This is a genomic window from Streptomyces sp. NPDC031225, assembly GCF_055570355.1.
On sequence record NZ_JBVIHJ010000026.1, the window covers coordinates 1 to 17,329 of the forward strand.

Sequence of the window (17,329 nt, forward strand, 5' to 3'; positions counted from 1 at the left end):
CGCCCGGTTACATTCCGAACCCGGAAGCTAAGCCTTACAGCGCCGATGGTACTGCAGGGGGGACCCTGTGGGAGAGTAGGACACCGCCGAACAATTTTTGAATGAAAGGCCCACACCTTATGGTGTGGGCCTTTCTGCATTTCCGGTCCGGTTTTTCTCAAAGGGGGGCGCATCGTGCCCCCCTTTTTTTTGTTTACAGGCGCCCCGCTGCCTTCAGCGCCAGATAGGCGTCGGCCAACGCAGGAGCCAGATCGTCCGGTGTCGCGTCGACGACGGTGACGCCGTGCCGGCGGAGTTGCTCGGCGGTGCGCTGACGTTCTGTCTGGGCCTGGGCCGCGGCTGCGGCTTCGTAGACCGCCTCTGCGTTTCCACGGGCCGTTGCCATGCGGGCGATGTTCGGGTCTGCCACTGAAGCCAGAAGCACCGTGTGCCGCTGGGTGAGCTGAGGGAGAACGGGCAGCAGGCCCTCCTCGACCGGGGCAGCGTCGAGGCTGGTGAGCAGCACGATCAGGGAGCGGCGCGGGGCCGTACGGAGAGCTGTGGCCGTCAGACCCCGGGCGTTCGTCTCGACGAGCTCGGGCTCGAGCGAGGCCATCGCGTTGACCAGAGAGGGCAGGAGGTCGTTTGCCGTTCGGCCCTGGACCAGTGCTCGTACCCCACGGTCGTACGCGAGCAGGTCCACGCGGTCGCCGGCTCGGGATGCGAGGACTGCCAGGAGCAGGGCCGCGTCCATGGAGGCGTCGAGGCGGGGGGAGTCGCCGACGCGGCCCGCTGATGTGCGGCCGGTGTCGAGGACCAGGAGGATGTGGCGGTCACGTTCGGGGCGCCAGGTGCGGACGGCGACGGAGGTCTGGCGGGCTGTGGCTCGCCAGTCGATGGAACGGGTGTCGTCACCGGGGACGTATTCGCGCAGGCTGTCGAACTCCGTGCCTTCGCCGCGGGTGAGGACGCTGGTACGGCCGTCGAGTTCGCGCAGGCGGGCGAGCTTCGAGGGGAGGTGCTTGCGGCTGGTGAAGGGAGGGAGGACACGGACCGTCCAGGGGATCCGGTGGGTGCCCTGGCGGGAGAAGAGCCGGAGGGGGCCGTAGGAGCGAATCGTCACTCGGTCGGCTTGGCGGTCGCCGCGGCGGGTGGGGCGTAGGCGAGTGGTGAGGCGTCGGCGTTCACCGGCGGGGACGGTCAGGTGGTGGCGGGAGGCCGCTACCTCTGTGCCCGGCTGCCAGCTGCTGGGGGGCCAGGCGTCGCGGATGTGGGCGCGGAGCGGGCGGCCGGACGGGTTGGTGATCGTGAGGGTGACGTCTGCTGTCTCGCCGAGGCGGGCGGAGGTGTCACCGGAGCGGGTCAGGCCGAGCCGTCGTACCGGGGCCGCCAAAGCGAAGTCGCAGGCGCAGGCCAGCGCCAAGGGGGCGTTGACCGCGAGGATGCCCGTCCAGCTGGGTTCCCAGATGCCGACAGGGAGGGAGCCCAGGGCTGCGAGGAGTGCGGCGCGGCCGGTGAGGGCCATCAGCGGGGGACCGGGACGTGGGCGAGGATCGCGTTGATGACGGAGTCGGCCGTCACGCCCTCCATCTCGGCCTCGGGGCGGAGCTGTACGCGGTGGCGGAGGGTGGGGAGAGCCAGGGCCTTCACGTCGTCGGGGATGACGTAGTCGCGGCCGGTCAGCCATGCCCAGGCGCGCGAGGTGGCCAGGAGGGCCGTGGCGCCGCGCGGGGAGACGCCGAGGGTGAGGGACGGGGACTCGCGGGTGGCGCGGCAGATGTCGACGACGTAGGCGGTGATCTCGGGGGAGATCGTTGTCTTGGCGACTGCCGCGCGTGCGGCTTCGAGGTCGGCCGGTCCTGCCACGGGCCGGAGGCCGGCGGCGCGCAGGTCGCGGGGGTTGAAGCCCTCGGCGTGGCGAGTGAGGACGTCGATCTCGTCCTGGCGGGAGGGGAGCGGGATCGTCAGCTTGAGGAGGAAACGGTCCAGCTGGGCTTCGGGGAGGGGGTAGGTGCCCTCGTACTCGACCGGGTTCTGGGTCGCTGCGACCAGGAACGGGTCGGGGAGGAGGCGTGGGGTGCCGTCGACCGTGACCTGGCGTTCCTCCATGGCTTCCAGGAGGGAGGACTGGGTCTTGGGCGGGGTGCGGTTGATCTCGTCGGCCAGGAGGAGGTTGGTGAAGACCGGGCCGGGCTGGAAGGAGAACTCGGCGGAGCGGGTGTCGTAGACCAGGGAGCCCGTCACATCGCTCGGCATGAGGTCGGGGGTGAACTGGACGCGCTTGGTGTCGAGTTCGAGTGCGGATGCGAGGGCGCGGACGAGCAACGTTTTGGCGACCCCAGGGACTCCTTCCAGTAGTACGTGTCCGCGGCAGAGGAGGGCGACGACGAGACCGGTCACGGCGGGGTCCTGGCCGACCACGGCTTTGGCGATCTCGGCGCGCAGGGCTTCGAGGGAGTCCCGGGCGGTGCCCGGATCCCCGGTGGTCCCGGCGTTGTCAGTGGTCGGATCCATCATGAACGGCGTACCTCTCTTTCGAGGGCGTCGAGTTGGTCGGCGAGGGAGATGAGGGCCGCGTCGTCACCGGGCGGCGGGCCGAAGAGGAGGGACTGCAGGGACTGTCCGTGCGTGTCGCTGTCCAGATGGGCGGCCAGCGCGGCAAGCAGGGCTTCGGGTGTGTGCGCCTGGGTGACGGGGACGCCGATGAGGGGGGCGAGGCGAGTGCGGGTGGTGGAGCGAAGAGCGGTGGCCGCACGGTCACGGGCGTTGGTCTTGCGGTAGAGGCGGGCGCGGCCTTCGACGGTTTCGGAGGCGCGGATCGCCACGGGGAGTTTCTCGGGTACGAGTGGGCCGAGTCGGCGTGCCCTCCAGAGTGCGGCGAGTCCTGCCGCGACGAAGAGCTGGAGTGTGCCCCAGAGCCAGCCCGAGGGGAGCAGGTCCAGGAAGCTCTTCTCGTCGTCCGGATCGGCGGCGGAGGAGTCGGAGAGCGAGGGGAGGTACCAGACCAGATGGGGGCGGGAGCCGAGGAGTTGGAGGGCGAGCGAGGCGTTGCCCTGCTTGCCGAGGGTGTCGTTGTAGAGGATGTCGGGCGCGCCGAGCACGACGGTGTCGCCGTCCCCGGAGGTTGCCGGGACGCGCACCAGGGTGGGCAGCCGCTCGCTGGGGTAGCACTCGTCGTTGCCGGGGTGGGTGACGGCGTATCGGATGCCGCCGGTGTCGGCGCTGCCCGCGCGTCGGGCGGCCGGCAGGGCACAGTCGGGGGAGAGCGTCGAGTTGAGGCTGGTGGCGGGGTTCGCGACGACGCCGGGCACCAGACGTTCGACGGACCAGCTGCCGGGGGCGACGAGGACGGTGCGGCCGTCGGAGCCGGCGGTCGCGGAGTGCAGTCGGCTCTGCTGGCGGTGTGTCAGGAGGTCTGGTCCGGCGACCAGGAGTGTGGTGTCGGGGCCGGCGGCGGTGCGTGCTTCGTCCAGGGTGGTGACCACGCGGGTGTCGACGCCCCGGTCGGCGAGGAGTTCCGCGACGGCGCGGCTGCCGTAGGGGTCTGCGGAGCGCGGGTCGAGGCTGCCGTGCTGTTCGTTGGACCGGATCGCCGCGATCGCCACGGCCGCGACGAGGAGGAGCACAAGAGCGATCACGATGCCTCGCGCGCGGGCCCATATCTGGCCGGGGGTGCGGGAGACCGAGGTGGACGGGAGCGTGGCCTCGGTGGTCATTCGGCGGCCCCCTGGCGGGTGTTGTGGTCCGCGCTGTGGGTGCTGCTCAGGGTGGTCGCGAGTACCGGTTTGGCGCGCTCCAGGTCGCGGTCGAGTTCGGTGATGCGGACGTACGCCTGTTCGGTCGCGGTCCGGCCGCCGTATGTGACGTCGTCGAAGTCCCGGGCCGCGGAGCGCAGTCGGTCGGTGTGTGAGGGCAGGGTGCGGCCCGCTTCCGCGGCGGCCTCGTCGGCGGTGCGGCCGGGGCGGACGTCCAGGAGGGTGCGTTCCTCCAGGGAGCGGACGATGGCGCGCATGCGCTCTTGGACCGCCTGGTTCCAGTGGCACTGGGCGGCGTGTGCCTCGGCGGCCGAGCGGTGGTCGGCGGCGCTGCGGGGACGGTCGTCGAACAGGGCGGCGGAGGAGGCCGGCCCCCGGCGCGGGGCGCCCAGGCGCCACCACAGCGCGCCGACGACCAGGAGGACCACGGCGATGACGACGAGCAGGCCGAGTGGCCCTCCTGGTGTCGCGGACGAGGCGGAGCTGAACAGCTTGTCCACCCAGTCCCAGATGGCGTTGAGGGTGCGCTCGAGCCAGCCGGGGTCGTTCTCGTGGTACATGCGCTTGGACAGCTCGCGACGGGCCGCCTCCCGCGCGGGGTCGCGCGGGACGGTCAACGGCGGTTCGTCGGCGGACCGTGCCGATGACAGCATGAATGTTCCGCTTGCGCGCAGCATGATGAGCACTCCCCCCGGCAGCACCGCATCAGCTCCCGGGAGTGGGGCCGGTGCCGTGGTCCTGGACGGCGGCAGCGCGGACCAGTTCGAGGTCGAGGGCCTCGCGGCGGATGCGCTGGTCGATGTAGAGGAGCACGGTCACGCCCGCCGTGATCGGGAAGGTGATCATGGAGCCGATCACCGAGCCGATGCCGCTGATGATGAGGAACGTCCAGCCCAGGTCGCCGGTCCCGTTGACGAAACCGGAGAGCCCCTCACCGCTCAAGGCGGCAGCGAGGAAGGTGAAGGGGACGACGACGATCGCGGCGACGATGTTCGCGATGATCCCGGCCAGCAGCTGAATGCCGAAGACCCGCCACCAGGAACCGCGGACGAGCTTGGTGGAGCGCCCCATCGACTTCACGATGCTCTGCTTCTCCAGCATCAGCGCGGGCGAGGCCAGCGAGAAGCGGATCATCAGCCACAGTGCGACGACGCCGGCGCCGAGGATGCCGAGGACGGCGAGGGCGATGCCACCGTCGTTGGAACCCGTGGCGGCCACGAGGATGCCGGGCAGCGCACCGACGGCGAGCACACCGAAGGTGATGAGCAGCAGCAGGAAGATCAGGCCGAACAGCTTGGGTACCTGCGGGCGGGCGTCGCGCCAGGCCTCGCCGGTGGTGACCGGCCTGCCGAGCACGGCCCGGCTGGTGACGGTGGTGAGCAGCGCCGTCGCGGCGACCGTGCCGATCAGGGAGATCAGGAAGACGACGGTGCTGCCGAGCATGGCCTCGCCCATGGCGTGGGTCAGCTCGTCGACGCTGGCGCTGGGGTCGTTGAGGGCCTCGCTCCCGGCGGTGTCGTTCAGGACGAAGCCCTGGAGCAGGATGACGAGGACCTCGGTCACCACCGCGACGGTCAGCGAGATGCCCAGGACCGTGCGCCAGTAGGTGCGCATCGTGGAGACCGCGCCGTCGAGGATCTCACCCACACCGAGCGGGCGCAGAGGGATCACGCCGGGCTTGGCCGCGGGCGGAGGACCGCCCCAGCCGCCATGTCCGCCGTAGCCACCGCCCCAGCCCGGGGGAGGGCTGTAGCCTCCGGGCGGACCGGCGGGAGGTTGGGATCCCCAGCCCGGGCCGGGCGGCGGGGGCGAAGCAGCGTGGCCGGGAGCGGCGGGACCCGTGGGAGCGGACCACTGACCGGGTGGCGGCTGCTCCTGGGACCACTGCGAGCCGGCGTCCTGCGGGGCTTCCTCAGGCTGCTGCGCGGGGTTCGCGGCGCCGGGTCCCTCGGTCGGCTCGGCGGAACCGGACGTGCCGGGCTCGTGCCCGTCGGACGGGGCGGATCCGGGCGAGGCCCAGCCCGGAGTGTCTTTCATCGTCGCTCCTTCACGGTGCCCGTCCGCGGGCGCGGCGGCAGGTTGGCAGCCATCGTGTCATGGGGCGGTGGGCGAGGGACCAGCCGCGGTATGGGCTGCGCACCTTCAATACTCCGCCCGACAAGGGGCAGACTGACCGCATGGCTGATCAGTACGCGCAAACCGGCGAGGACAGCAAGCCCACCGAGATACCGGCGATCCGCTGGGAGGAACCACCCGAGGGTCCCGTGCTGGTGCTTCTCGACCAGACGAGACTGCCGACCGAGGAGGTCGAACTGGTCTGTACGGACGCGTCCGCGCTGGTGGAGGCGATCCGTTCGCTCGCCGTGCGCGGGGCGCCGTTGCTCGGGATCGCGGGGGCGTACGGGGTCGCGCTCGCCGCCGCGCGGGGCTTCGACGTGGACGAGGCGGTGACCGTGCTGGCGGGCGCGCGGCCGACCGCGGTGAACCTCGCTGTCGGGGTGCGCAGAGCCGAGGCCGCGTACCGCGCCGAGCTCGGAAAGAGCGGTGATCAGGAGCGGGCGGCCGGGGCGGCGCTGGCGGCGGCGCGCGAGCTGCACCGGGAGGACGCCGCGGCCAGTGCCGTGATGGCCGAACGCGGGCTGGCGCTGCTGGACGAGCTGCTGTCGGGCGGCGGGCACCGGATCCTGACGCACTGCAACACCGGTTCGCTGGTGTCGGGTGGTGAGGGGACGGCGTTCGCGGTGGCGCTCGCGGCCCATCGGGCGGGGCGGTTGCGGCGGCTGTGGGTGGACGAGACGCGTCCGCTGCTTCAGGGGGCCCGGCTGACGGCGTACGAGGCGGCGCGCAGCGGGATGGCGTACACCTTGCTGACCGACAACGCGGCCGGCTCGTTGTTCGCGGCCGGGGAGGTGGACGCCGTGCTGATCGGCGCCGACCGGATCGCGGCTGACGGCTCGGTGGCGAACAAGGTGGGGAGCTATCCGCTCGCCGTGCTTGCCCGGTACCACCATGTGCCCTTCATCGTGGTGGCACCCGTGACGACGGTGGATCCGGACACGCCGGACGGCGCGTCGATCGAGGTGGAGCAGCGGGCCGGGCACGAGGTGACCGAGATCGCCGCGCCGCAGGTACCGGTGGCGGGAGCTGAGGCGGGCGGCGGGATACAGGTGGCGCCGCTGGGGACGCAGGCGTACAACCCGGCGTTCGATGTGACGCCACCGGAGCTGGTGACGGCGATCGTCACCGAGGAGGGCGTGGTGTCACCGGTGACGGGCGAGGCCCTTGCCGAGCTGTGTGCCAGGTCCCGGCAGATGACGAACGGCTGATCCAGGAACGGGGTCGGCGTGGTCCGCGCGAGGCACGCGCCGTGGACGCGGTGATCCCAGTCGGCCACCGGTGCAGGTTCTGCAGGGATCGGGCCCTTGGCAACGGAAGCGACGGACTGTGACGATCAGGCCGTGGTTGACGTGGCGAAGATCGCGAGGTGGGCGAAGACCTTCCTCGACCTGGTCGGCGGGCCTGTGGCAGGTCTGCTGATGCTGTCCCTCGGCATGAGGACCTACCACAGCGGTGGATCTGTAGGCTGGCCCATCGCGGGATGCGCCCTGCTCTTGATCAACGTGCGGGTGGCCTGGCGACGATTCGCCCGACTCGGGAAGCCGACGTCGGCGGTGTAGCACGCAGAGACAGTCGCTCGTCCGCTCTGGCCTCATCATGGGGCGAGGGTCGCGGAGCGTAATGCTCCATGTCGCTGCTGTCAGGGTTTCGCCACGCGCGCGGCCGGGCTGCTTGACTTGAATGGCGCTGACATCCGTAGCTGACATCGATGCCGATGGACGAGGGCAGACAGTGCCGGTCACGTACGACTATCGTCACAGGCCAGTGACCCTGCTCACCAGCGCCCCGGTCACTGTTACGAGAATGGGATGATGTCGTTTATGAAGGGACGAGTCCTTGTCGTCGACGACGACACCGCACTTGCCGAGATGCTGGGCATTGTGCTGCGTGGTGAAGGTTTTGAGCCGTCTTTCGTAGCTGACGGCGACAAGGCGCTGGCCGCGTTCCGCGAGGCCAAGCCGGATCTGGTGTTGCTGGACCTGATGCTGCCCGGCCGGGACGGCATCGAGGTGTGCCGCCTGATCAGGGCGGAGTCCGGGGTGCCGATCGTGATGCTGACGGCCAAGAGCGACACCGTCGATGTCGTTGTGGGGCTGGAGTCCGGCGCCGACGACTACATCGTGAAGCCGTTCAAGCCGAAGGAGCTCGTGGCCCGGATCCGGGCTCGGCTTCGGAGGTCGGAGGAGCCGACGCCCGAGCAGCTCGCCATAGGCGATCTGGTCATCGACGTGGCCGGGCACTCCGTGAAGCGGGAAGGCCAGTCGATCGCGCTGACGCCCCTGGAGTTCGACCTGCTGGTCGCGCTCGCGCGCAAGCCGTGGCAGGTGTTCACGCGTGAGGTGCTGCTCGAGCAGGTGTGGGGTTATCGGCACGCCGCTGACACCCGGCTCGTCAATGTGCATGTGCAGCGGCTGCGCTCCAAGGTCGAGAAGGACCCGGAGCGGCCCGAGATCGTGGTGACCGTCCGTGGTGTGGGTTACAAGGCAGGACCCAGCTGACATGTCCGGAGACAGTGCCGCTTCGTCGCCCGGGCGGACCGGGGCGAGCGCGGGGCGGCCTGTCGGGCAGACCAGGGCCCGCTCCCGCTGGGGGCGGTTCCTGGAGGGCGGGCTGCTTCAGGGCGGAGTTCAGGGCAGTCCGGTCCTGAGGCTGTTCATGCGGTGGGTGCGTCGGCCGCTGCTGCCCGTGATGCGGCTGTGGCGGCGCAACATCCAGCTCAAGGTCGTCGCCACGACCCTGTTGATGTCGCTCGGTGTGGTTCTCCTGCTGGGCTTCGTCGTCATCGGGCAGGTGCGCAACGGCCTGCTGGACGCGAAGGTCAAGGCGTCGCAGAGCCAGGCCTCCGGTGGGTTCGCGGTGGCCAAGCAGAAGGCGGACGAGGCCGCGGCCGGGACCGACGACTCGGCCCCGGCGGACGGTCAGTCCGACCAGTTCGTCATCGAGTGGATGAGCAATCTCGTCTACTCGCTCTCCAGCGGCGGTCAGGGCGCCTTCGACGTGGTCACCCTGCCCGTGGGCGGCGACAGCGGGAGCGGGCGCGGGCCGCGTGCCTCCGGCGACGTCGATCCCACGTCCAGCGTCCCCGAGGCGCTGCGCGAGAAGGTCGACGACAGTACGACGGCTGCCCAGAGCTACACCCGCATCGCCTACGACACCGACCAGGAGTCCCAGCCGGCCCTGGTCATCGGCAAGCAGGTCAACGACCCCAACGGCGACCCGTACCAGCTGTACTACCTGTTCCCGCTCACCCAGGAGGAGAAGTCGCTCAGCCTGGTCAAGGGCACTCTGGCGACCGCCGGCCTCTTCGTCGTCGTACTCCTCGGAGCCATCGCCTGGCTCGTGGTGCGCCAGGTCGTCACGCCGGTGCGGATGGCAGCCGGGATCGCCGAGCGGCTGTCCGCCGGGCGGCTTCAGGAGCGGATGAAGGTCACCGGTGAGGACGACATCGCGCGGCTCGGCGAAGCCTTCAACAAGATGGCGCAGAACCTTCAGCTGAAGATCCAGCAGTTGGAGGACCTGTCGCGGATGCAGCGGCGGTTCGTGTCGGACGTGTCGCACGAGCTGCGTACGCCCTTGACGACCGTACGGATGGCCGCAGACGTCATCCATGACGCGCGCGCGGACTTCGATCCGATGACCGCGCGGTCGGCCGAACTGCTCGCCGACCAGCTGGACCGGTTCGAGACGCTGCTCGCGGATCTGCTGGAGATCAGCCGGTTCGACGCGGGCGCGGCGGCGCTGGAGGCGGAGCCGATAGACCTCAGGGAGGTCGTGCGGCGAGTGGTCGGCGGGGCCGCGCCCCTGGCCGAGCGCAAGGGCACCCTGGTCCGGATCGTCGGCGACCAGCAGCCCGTGGTGGCCGAGGCCGACGCCCGGCGGGTGGAGCGGGTGTTGCGCAATCTCGTCGTCAACGCCGTGGAGCACGGTGAGGGCAAGGACGTCGTCGTCAAACTCGCCTCGGCGGGCGGGGCGGTCGCGATCGCGGTGCGCGACTACGGCGTCGGGCTCAAGCCGGGCGAGGCCACGCGCGTGTTCAGCCGCTTCTGGCGGGCCGACCCGGCACGCGCGCGTACCACCGGCGGTACGGGGCTGGGGCTGTCCATCGCCCTGGAGGACGCACGGCTGCACGGCGGCTGGCTGCAGGCGTGGGGTGAGCCGGGCGGCGGCTCCCAGTTCCGGCTGACGCTGCCCAGGACGGCCGACGAGCCGCTGCGGGGCTCGCCGATACCGCTGGAGCCCAAGGACTCACGCCGTCACCGTGGACTCGACGATGCCGGACTGCCGCGCGGGGGCGGCGAGAAGGCGGCCACCGTGCCGGCCCAGCACAAGGGCGACCAGGGGACCTCGCGGGACCCCATAGCGCCCCGGCAGGGTGCCGTGACGCCCACCGCCGATCCGACGGCGCTGCCCGGCAACGGCGCGCGTGTGGTGTCCCGTCCGACGCAGAACGGGCGACGGAAGGACGGCGCATCCGCCGGCGGAGCCGCTGGTGAGACCGCGAGCCGGCCGGGCGCCGGGCCGGGGGAGTCGTACGAACAGCAGGGGGAGGCCTTCCGTGGACGCTGACCGCGAAGGAAGCGGCCGGCGCAGGCCGGGGCGCGGGCTGGCGTACGCCGCCTGTGGAGTCGTACTGCTGGCGGGATGTGCCTCCATGCCGGACAGCGGGGACCTGCGCGGGGTCGACGCCACGCCGCGGCAGGACACCCAGGTGCGGGTCTTCGCCATGCCGCCGCAGGAGGACGCCGAGCCGCTGGACATCGTGCAGGGCTTCCTGGAGGCGCTCACCAGCGACGATCCGAACTACGAGACGGCCCGTAAGTACCTGACCGGGAGTGCGGCGAAGCAGTGGCAGCCGGGGCTGTCCACCACGGTGCTCGAGGACGGGCCCGGTGCCTCCCTCACGCCGCCGGTCGACCGGGATCGGACCGACGAGGACACGTCGTTCACGCTGACCGGCACCAGGGTGGCCGTGGTGGACGGGCAGCAGTCGTACTCGCCGTCCTCCGGTGACTACCAGCGGACCGTGCACCTGGTGCACGACAAGAAGACCAAGCAGTGGCGGATCGACAGCCTTCCGCAGGGTGTCGTCATGGGGAAGTCGGACTTCCAGCGCAACTACGTGTCGGTCAACAAGTACTACTTCGCCTCCCACACCAAGGCGGCGACGGCTCCCCAGACCGTGGCGGTCGCCGATCCCGTGTATGTGCGCGAGCGCGTGGACCCCATGACGCAGCTGGTGCGGTCCCTGCTGAGCGGACCGACACACTGGCTCGACCCTGTCGTCAGGACTCGTTTTCCCACCGGTACGGCCCTGATGAAGGGTGTCTCCTCGTTGGCCCCCGACGACCAGAACACGCTGACGGTCCCGCTCAACGACAAGGCCAGGAACGTCGGTTCGGACCAGTGCGAGGCGATGGCGGCCCAACTGCTGTTCACCCTGCAGAACCTCACCCCCGCGGTGGACGACATCGAACTGAGCGCGGGTGGCAAGCAGTTGTGCTCCACCAACGAGACCCAGGCCGACGGCGCCGCCACACGCGGCTCGGTCGAGGAGCCCGAGTTCCTGTACTTCGTGAACGGCGCACACCGGCTGGTACGGATTCAGGCCGGTCCGGAGGGCAGCAGTACGAAGGCCGACCCGGTGCCGGTGCCCGGGGCGCTGGGTGAGGGCGTCAAGCAACTGCGGTCGGTGGCCGTCTCGCGGGACGAGCACATGGCGGCCGGTGTCGGCCTCGACGGCAAGGCGCTGTACGTGGGTTCGCTGGTGTCGGGCGGGTCGCTCGGGGAGCCGGTCCTGGTCAGTGCTGGCAAGACGGCCGACGACCGGCTCACCACGCCCAGCTGGGACACGGAGGGCGACCTGTGGGTGGCCGACCGGAACCCGGCAGCTCCGCGGCTGCTGCTGTTCAAGGAGGGCGCCGGCGAGCCGCTGAAGGTGCAGACCCCCGGGCTCGACGGGCGCATCAAGGACCTGCGGGTGGCCGCCGACGGGGTGCGGATCGCGCTCGTCGTGGAGAAGGGCGGCAAGCAGTCGCTCTTCGTCGGGCGGATCGAGCGGGAGGGGAGGACCGGGGACGCGCAGAGCGTCTCGGTCCGGGAAATGCGCTCCACGACGCCGGATCTGGAAGAGGTCACGACCATGTCCTGGGCCGGCGACAGCAGGCTGGTGGTGGTCGGGCGCGAGCAGGGCGGCGTGCAGCAGACGCGATACGTCCAGGTCGACGGCTCCACGCCCGAGGGGCCGCCGCCGGCCGCTCTGACCGGGGTGAAGGAGATCGCGGCGTCGGAGGACGACGAGATGCCGTTGGTGGCGTACTCGGAGGACGGGATCGTACGGCTGCCGTCCGGGGCGCAGTGGCAGAAGGTGGACGCGGACGGGACCGCGCCGGTGTATCCGGGGTGAGGTGACGGGACCGCGCTGTCGGGAGCGGCCACTTTTGCCGGGACGGGGTCCTGGTGGGGGTGGCCGCTTTTTTTGCTCGGGCGATGGGGAATCGCTCCGGGACGGTGGGACGATTCGCCGCTGGCTGGCGGGTCCGAATCGCGGGGTGGGGTGGTTCGCTTTCGCCGGGGACGGTCCGGATTGGTCGGAGGGCGGTCCCGATTGAACGCAGGGCGGGGCGGATTCGTCGTGCGAGGGGTTGATTGGCTGGCCTGACGGGAGGCCTCGCCGATTGGTTGTATAGGGCCGGGATTTCCGGTGGGAACAGTTGTTCGCGTGCAGGGCGGGGTTTTCCACAGGGAGTTATCCACAGGGGTGGTCGGTCGGCTTCGGCGTTGGCACAGTGGTGGTCATGCGGGGGTGGTGGCAGGACCTCACGGATCTGGTGCTGCCGGCCGAGTGCGGAGGCTGTGGAAGGCCTCGCACGGTGCTCTGTCCGGAGTGCCGTGCCGCCTTGAACGGGGTCGCACCGCGCCGGGTGCGACCGGTGCCGGAGCCGCCCGGACTGCCGGCCGTGCATGCGGCGGCTCGGTATGCGGACGCGGTACGGGCGGTGCTGCTGGCTCACAAGGAGCGGGGAGCGCTGGCCCTGGCGGGGCCACTCGGTTCGGCTCTGGCGGGAGCCGTGTGGGCGGGGGTGCGGGAGGTCTGTGAGCCGGAGGATGGCGGGGGATCGGCGTCGGGGTGCGCTCCGGGGCCCTGGGAGCGGGGGTGTGTGGGTGGTGGTGGGGAACGGCGGTTGTCGGCGGCTGGTGCTTCGGGTGCCGAGGCGCGGGGTGCGGAGGCTGTGACGTGGGGCGGGGGCATGCCGTCTGGTGCGGACGACAGGGTGCGGGATGGTGACGGGCAGGTGGATGTGCAGGCCCTGGCTCGTGGTGGGGGCGCGTGGTCCGGTGTTGCGGCCAGGGTGCGGGGTGGTGATGGGCGGGTGGGTGCGGAGGCTGTGGCGTATGGCAGTGACGTGCAGTCGGGTGCCGGGCATTTGACGCGGGGTGGCGACGTGGCGCCGGGCTGGGGCGCCGGTGGCGCTTGGCAGAGGGGCGGGCTCGGGGTGCCTGTGCTGCTCGTCCCCGTGCCGTCGGCGCGGCGGGCCGTGCGAGCTCGTGGGCATGATCCGGCGAGGAGGATCGCCCTCGCGGCGGCGGCGGAACTACGGCGGGCGGGCATGCCGACGCGGGTGGCAGCCGTCCTGCGGCAGCGGCGGGGAGTGGCCGACCAGTCGGGGCTCAACTCCCGGCAGCGACTGGAGAATCTCGCCGGCGCGCTGACGGTGGCCCCCGGCGGGGAGCGGCTGCTGACGCAGGGGCTGATCGTGCTGGTCGACGACCTGATGACGACAGGCGCGTCCCTGACCGAGGCGGCGCGGGCCGTCCGGGAGGCGAGACGGCGGGAGAACGCGGGACATCGCGGTGAACAGGCCCGGCACCGCGCTGAACAGACAGCGGCCGGGCACCGTGATCAACGGCAACGGGGGCTCGGTGGACGGCCGGGCCAAGAACAGCGGGACACGGCCGCAGGGCACGGCGGGCTGCGTAGTGGACGGGAAGTGGATGGATGCGGTGGTGAAGGGGCAGGCGTCGTGTACACCGCCGTAACCCGGGAAGGCATGGGGGAACGGATGGTCACAGTGACGGAGGAGGACATGGGCCGGGAGCGCCGCTCGACGGCAGCATCGGGCGCCGGTGGCGTCCGTGACGCGATCTGCGCTGCTGTGGTCGCCGCCCCGCCGGATTCCTTCGAAATAAACCGGAACTGACTGCGGAGTTGCATCGTTGCAGGTTACGAGAGAGTCAATTCACCTGAACGGAGGTACACCGCGGTAGAGGGTGACGACATCCGTCCAGGCGAGATATGTTCGGTTGTGAGAGAAAAGGCGCAGGCCACACCTCGCAAATCCGAATGTCGTGCCGCGGGATTTCCACCACCACCCGCGACGGTGGAATGGAGATCTTGCCCGCGGGGGAGGAGGTGGACGTCACCGAGTCCGAGGTTCCGGGGCTCACCGGAGCCTGGTGCAAAAGGGAGACGCTCCGCAGAGAAGCGGAGCGATCCGGGAACGGAGTTCTGCGTGGACATCGTCGTCAAGGGCCGCAAGACCGAGGTGCCCGAGCGGTTCCGCAAGCACGTGGCCGAGAAGCTGAAGCTGGAGAAGATCCAGAAGCTCGACGGCAAGGTGATCAGCCTCGACGTCGAGGTGTCCAAGGAGCCGAACCCCCGACAGGCCGACCGCTGTGACCGAGTGGAGATCACGCTCCGCTCCCGCGGTCCGGTGATCAGGGCGGAAGCGGCAGCCAGCGACCCGTATGCGGCACTCGACCTGGCGGCGGAGAAGCTGGACGCCCGGCTGCGCAAGGAGCACGACAAGCGTCACACCCGTCGAGGCGCACGGCGGCTCACCGCTGCCGAGGTGGCCGACCACGTCCCGGGTGCGGCGACGCTCAACGGCAACGGGCAGCCCGTCCATGAGGAAGAGCCGGACGGTGTGCCCACCAAGAAGATCGGCTCACTGGAGATCAAGGGTGAAGGCCCCCTCGTCGTACGTGAGAAGACCCACGTCGCCTCCCCGATGACCCTCGACCAGGCTCTCTACGAGATGGAGCTGGTCGGCCACGACTTCTATCTGTTCGTCGACTCCGAGACCAAGGAACCGAGTGTCGTCTACCGACGGCACGCCTACGACTACGGCGTCATCCACCTGAGCACGGACCCGATGGTCGCCCGGGCGCACTCTTCCGCTGCCGGCGGCACGACAGGGAGCTGACCCTGTCGGACGACAGGTGAGCCGGTGCCCCTGGAGCGCGTGTGCGCCCCAGGGGCACCCGCGTGCGACCCTTTCGCGCCCCGCTCTGTCACCTCACTGTCGTCCGGGCATGGAATCATGGCTACGTCCGGCCCAACCGGTGGGCCGGTGCCTTTGGTTGGCGATGGCACAGGACCAGCCACAGCCTTCAGGGGGAGGAACGATGGCGGACAGCTTCGGACCGCTGCACGGCGAGGACGCCGGCGACGGCGTCGTCAGCATGGGCGCGGACGCGGGCTCTCCACGCAAGGAGCCGATCCGGGTCCTTGTCGTGGACGACCATGCTCTCTTCCGGCGTGGACTTGAGATCGTGCTCGCGGCCGAGGAGGACATCCAGGTCGTCGGCGAGGCAGGCGATGGCGCGGAGGCCGTGGACAAGGCCGCCGACCTGCTGCCGGACATCGTTCTGATGGACGTGCGGATGCCCAAGCGGGGCGGTATCGAGGCCTGTACCTCCATCAAGGAGGTGGCACCCAGCGCCAAGATCATCATGCTGACGATCAGCGACGAGGAAGCCGACCTCTACGAGGCGATCAAGGCCGGCGCGACCGGATATCTCCTCAAGGAGATCTCGACCGACGAGGTCGCCACCGCCATTCGCGCTGTGGCCGACGGACAGTCGCAGATCAGCCCCTCCATGGCGTCGAAGCTGCTCACCGAGTTCAAGTCGATGATCCAGCGGACCGACGAGCGTCGACTCGTGCCGGCCCCCCGGCTGACCGACCGTGAGCTGGAAGTCCTCAAGCTCGTCGCCACCGGGATGAACAACCGCGATATCGCCAAGGAACTGTTCATCTCCGAGAACACCGTGAAGAACCACGTGCGCAACATCCTGGAGAAGCTGCAGCTGCACTCCAGGATGGAGGCGGTGGTCTACGCGATGCGGGAGAAGATCCTGGAGATCCGCTGACGCCGACCCGAACCCCGCTCAGCGCAGGGCCGCGGTCAGCGCTCGGGTCACCTCTTTGGCCAGGGGGTCGCGCAGCTCGGGAGCGTCCACCCGTTCCACGCGGATGTCGGTGCTGCCCACCCAGCTCGCCGCCTCGACCAGGGCCTGCGCAACTGCCGGGACCGCCTTCGGACCGTCCAGGGTGACCTGCCTGGCCACCAGCGTGCCGCCCTCGCGGGCCGGGTCCACGCGGCCGACGAGTCGGCCACCGGCCAGCACCGGCATCGCGAAGTAACCGTGCACCCGCTTGGGCTTGGGGACGTAGGCCTCCAGGCGGTGGGTGAAGCCGAAGATCCGCTCCGTACGCGCGCGCTCCCAGATCAGGGAGTCGAACGGGGACAGCAGCGTGGTGCGGTGACGGCCGCGCGCGGGTGTCTCCAGGGCTGCGGGGTCGGCCCAGGCCGGCTTGGACCAGCCCTCGACGGTGACCGGCAGCAGGCCCGAGTCGGCGATCACCGCGTCGACCTGTTCGCCCTTCAGACGGTGGTAGTCGGCGATGTCCGCGCGGGTGCCGACGCCCAGGGACCGGCCGGCCAGCCGGACCAGGCGGCGCACGCACTCGGCGTCGTCCAGCTCGTCGTGCAGCAGGTCGGCGGGGACGGCGCGCTCGGCGAGGTCGTACACCCGCTTCCAGCCGCGGCGCTCCACGCAGACCACCTCGCCGTACATCAGGGCCCGCTCGACGGCGACCTTGGTGCCGGACCAGTCCCACCACTCGCTGGTCTTCTTCGCACCGCCCAATTCCGTGGCGGTGAGAGGGCCTTCGGTGCGGAGCTGCTTGATGACCTGGTCGTAGGTGCCGTCCGGGAGCTGGTGGTGCCAGTGCGGGCGGCCGCGGTAGGCGCGGCGGCGGAAGGCGAAGTGGGGCCACTCCTCGATGGGGAGGATGCACGCCGCGTGCGACCAGTACTCGAAGGCGTGGGGCGCGCCCGTCGGGCCGGGCTCCCAGTACGCGTCCTCGACCGTCCTGCGGCCCACCGCACCGAGCCGGGCGTAGGGGATCAGCTCATGGGACCGGGCGAGGACCGAGATGGTGTCGAGCTGGACCGCGCCGAGATGACGGAGGACGCCGCGGACTCCGGCCCGGCGGTCTGGGGTGCCGAGGAAACCCTGGGCGCGCAGCGCGATGCGGCGAGCCTCGTCGGCCGAGAGGTCGGTGGTGGGACGCGGGGTCGTCATGGGTCCGAACGATAGAGGTCGGCACTGACAGTGCGAGGAGACCTGTGGACACGAGCGAGGTGCCCTGTCGGAGATGAGCGCGTCGGCGGCCGGCGCCGCCGACGTGA

14 protein-coding genes and 1 rRNA gene are annotated in these 17,329 nt (G+C 70.6%); 9 read left to right on the forward strand and 6 right to left on the reverse strand.

The annotated features are described in order from the left end of the window. Nucleotides 1–92: ribosomal RNA gene (gene rrf, locus ACZ48Z_RS34965) — 5S ribosomal RNA — on the forward strand; the annotation flags it as partial. 101 nt (nt 93–193) lie between these two features. On the opposite strand, the gene ACZ48Z_RS34970 is transcribed toward rrf, so the two are convergent. Genes ACZ48Z_RS34970 through ACZ48Z_RS34990 form a run of 5 tightly spaced genes read right to left on the reverse strand, consistent with a single transcriptional unit; the run spans nt 194 to nt 5,771 of the window. Continuing rightward, nucleotides 194–1,504, reverse strand: a complete 1,311-nt coding sequence (locus tag ACZ48Z_RS34970; protein WP_468739931.1) for a DUF58 domain-containing protein — start codon at nt 1,502–1,504, stop codon at nt 194–196. Continuing rightward, complete coding sequence (locus tag ACZ48Z_RS34975; RefSeq protein WP_468739932.1) at nt 1,504–2,493, reverse strand: AAA family ATPase; 990 nt, start codon at nt 2,491–2,493, stop codon at nt 1,504–1,506. The genes ACZ48Z_RS34970 and ACZ48Z_RS34975 overlap by 1 nt, the downstream gene beginning before the upstream one ends. Continuing rightward, nucleotides 2,493–3,695, reverse strand: coding sequence for a DUF4350 domain-containing protein (locus ACZ48Z_RS34980; RefSeq protein ID WP_468739933.1), 1,203 nt, complete (start codon nt 3,693–3,695; stop codon nt 2,493–2,495). Before ACZ48Z_RS34980 ends, ACZ48Z_RS34975 begins: the two co-directional genes overlap by 1 nt. Continuing rightward, the gene (locus ACZ48Z_RS34985) at nt 3,692–4,411 is read right to left on the reverse strand and encodes a DUF4129 domain-containing protein (RefSeq protein WP_468739934.1); all 720 of its coding nucleotides are present in this window, start codon (nt 4,409–4,411) and stop codon (nt 3,692–3,694) included. The genes ACZ48Z_RS34980 and ACZ48Z_RS34985 overlap by 4 nt, the downstream gene beginning before the upstream one ends. 28 nt (nt 4,412–4,439) lie before the next feature. Continuing rightward, on the reverse strand, nt 4,440–5,771 hold the full coding sequence (locus ACZ48Z_RS34990) for a DUF7847 domain-containing protein (RefSeq protein ID WP_468739935.1): 1,332 nt from the start codon (nt 5,769–5,771) through the stop codon (nt 4,440–4,442). A 140-nt stretch (nt 5,772–5,911) separates the two neighbouring features. Between ACZ48Z_RS34990 and mtnA the strand changes: the two genes are divergently transcribed. The 8 genes from mtnA (at nt 5,912) to ACZ48Z_RS35030 (ending at nt 16,004) form a co-directional block, all read left to right on the forward strand. Beyond that, nucleotides 5,912–7,060 carry an S-methyl-5-thioribose-1-phosphate isomerase gene (gene mtnA / locus ACZ48Z_RS34995; protein ID WP_468739936.1) on the forward strand — a complete coding sequence of 383 codons (1,149 nt, stop codon included), beginning with the start codon at nt 5,912–5,914 and terminating at the stop codon, nt 7,058–7,060. 132 nt (nt 7,061–7,192) lie between these two features. After that, nucleotides 7,193–7,411, forward strand: coding sequence for a hypothetical protein (locus ACZ48Z_RS35000; RefSeq protein WP_468739937.1), 219 nt, complete (start codon nt 7,193–7,195; stop codon nt 7,409–7,411). A gap of 249 nt (nt 7,412–7,660) precedes the next feature. Next, nucleotides 7,661–8,350, forward strand: a complete 690-nt coding sequence (mtrA, locus tag ACZ48Z_RS35005) for a two-component system response regulator MtrA (RefSeq protein WP_328747917.1) — start codon at nt 7,661–7,663, stop codon at nt 8,348–8,350. A 1-nt stretch (nt 8,351) separates the two neighbouring features. Further along, nucleotides 8,352–10,418: an MtrAB system histidine kinase MtrB gene (gene mtrB, locus ACZ48Z_RS35010; protein WP_468739938.1), complete on the forward strand. Its 2,067-nt coding sequence runs from the start codon at nt 8,352–8,354 to the stop codon at nt 10,416–10,418. Continuing rightward, entirely contained in the window at nt 10,408–12,255 is a 1,848-nt protein-coding gene (locus tag ACZ48Z_RS35015; protein WP_468739939.1) for an LpqB family beta-propeller domain-containing protein, read from the forward strand. Before mtrB ends, ACZ48Z_RS35015 begins: the two co-directional genes overlap by 11 nt. Before the next feature lie 1,204 nt (nt 12,256–13,459). Beyond that, entirely contained in the window at nt 13,460–14,050 is a 591-nt protein-coding gene (locus ACZ48Z_RS35020; protein WP_468739940.1) for a ComF family protein, read from the forward strand. 312 nt (nt 14,051–14,362) lie between these two features. Further along, nucleotides 14,363–15,055: a ribosome hibernation-promoting factor, HPF/YfiA family gene (hpf, locus tag ACZ48Z_RS35025; RefSeq protein ID WP_468739941.1), complete on the forward strand. Its 693-nt coding sequence runs from the start codon at nt 14,363–14,365 to the stop codon at nt 15,053–15,055. Between the two features lie 202 nt (nt 15,056–15,257). After that, nucleotides 15,258–16,004, forward strand: coding sequence for a response regulator (locus ACZ48Z_RS35030; protein WP_468739942.1), 747 nt, complete (start codon nt 15,258–15,260; stop codon nt 16,002–16,004). Nucleotides 16,005–16,022: 18 nt separating this feature from the next. Here the strand turns inward: ACZ48Z_RS35030 and ACZ48Z_RS35035 are convergent, their stop codons facing one another. Then, the gene (locus ACZ48Z_RS35035; protein ID WP_468739943.1) at nt 16,023–17,222 is read right to left on the reverse strand and encodes a winged helix-turn-helix domain-containing protein; all 1,200 of its coding nucleotides are present in this window, start codon (nt 17,220–17,222) and stop codon (nt 16,023–16,025) included. Nucleotides 17,223–17,329: the final 107 nt, after the last annotated feature.

Bases quoted from the DNA above. Each gene is read 5' to 3' on its own strand.
- ACZ48Z_RS35035 (WP_468739943.1), bottom strand. From the start codon at position 17,222: ATGACGACCCCGCGTCCCACCACCGACCTCTCGGCCGACGAGGCTCGC.
- ACZ48Z_RS34980 (WP_468739933.1), bottom strand. From the start codon at position 3,695: ATGACCACCGAGGCCACGCTCCCGTCCACCTCGGTCTCCCGCACCCCC.
- mtrA (WP_328747917.1), top strand. From the start codon at position 7,661: ATGATGTCGTTTATGAAGGGACGAGTCCTTGTCGTCGACGACGACACC.
- mtnA (WP_468739936.1), top strand. From the start codon at position 5,912: ATGGCTGATCAGTACGCGCAAACCGGCGAGGACAGCAAGCCCACCGAG.
- ACZ48Z_RS35020 (WP_468739940.1), top strand. From the start codon at position 13,460: ATGCCGACGCGGGTGGCAGCCGTCCTGCGGCAGCGGCGGGGAGTGGCC.
- ACZ48Z_RS34990 (WP_468739935.1), bottom strand. From the start codon at position 5,771: ATGAAAGACACTCCGGGCTGGGCCTCGCCCGGATCCGCCCCGTCCGAC.
- ACZ48Z_RS34970 (WP_468739931.1), bottom strand. From the start codon at position 1,504: ATGGCCCTCACCGGCCGCGCCGCACTCCTCGCAGCCCTGGGCTCCCTC.
- mtrB (WP_468739938.1), top strand. From the start codon at position 8,352: ATGTCCGGAGACAGTGCCGCTTCGTCGCCCGGGCGGACCGGGGCGAGC.
- ACZ48Z_RS35030 (WP_468739942.1), top strand. From the start codon at position 15,258: ATGGCGGACAGCTTCGGACCGCTGCACGGCGAGGACGCCGGCGACGGC.
- ACZ48Z_RS34975 (WP_468739932.1), bottom strand. From the start codon at position 2,493: ATGGATCCGACCACTGACAACGCCGGGACCACCGGGGATCCGGGCACC.
- ACZ48Z_RS34985 (WP_468739934.1), bottom strand. From the start codon at position 4,411: ATGCTGCGCGCAAGCGGAACATTCATGCTGTCATCGGCACGGTCCGCC.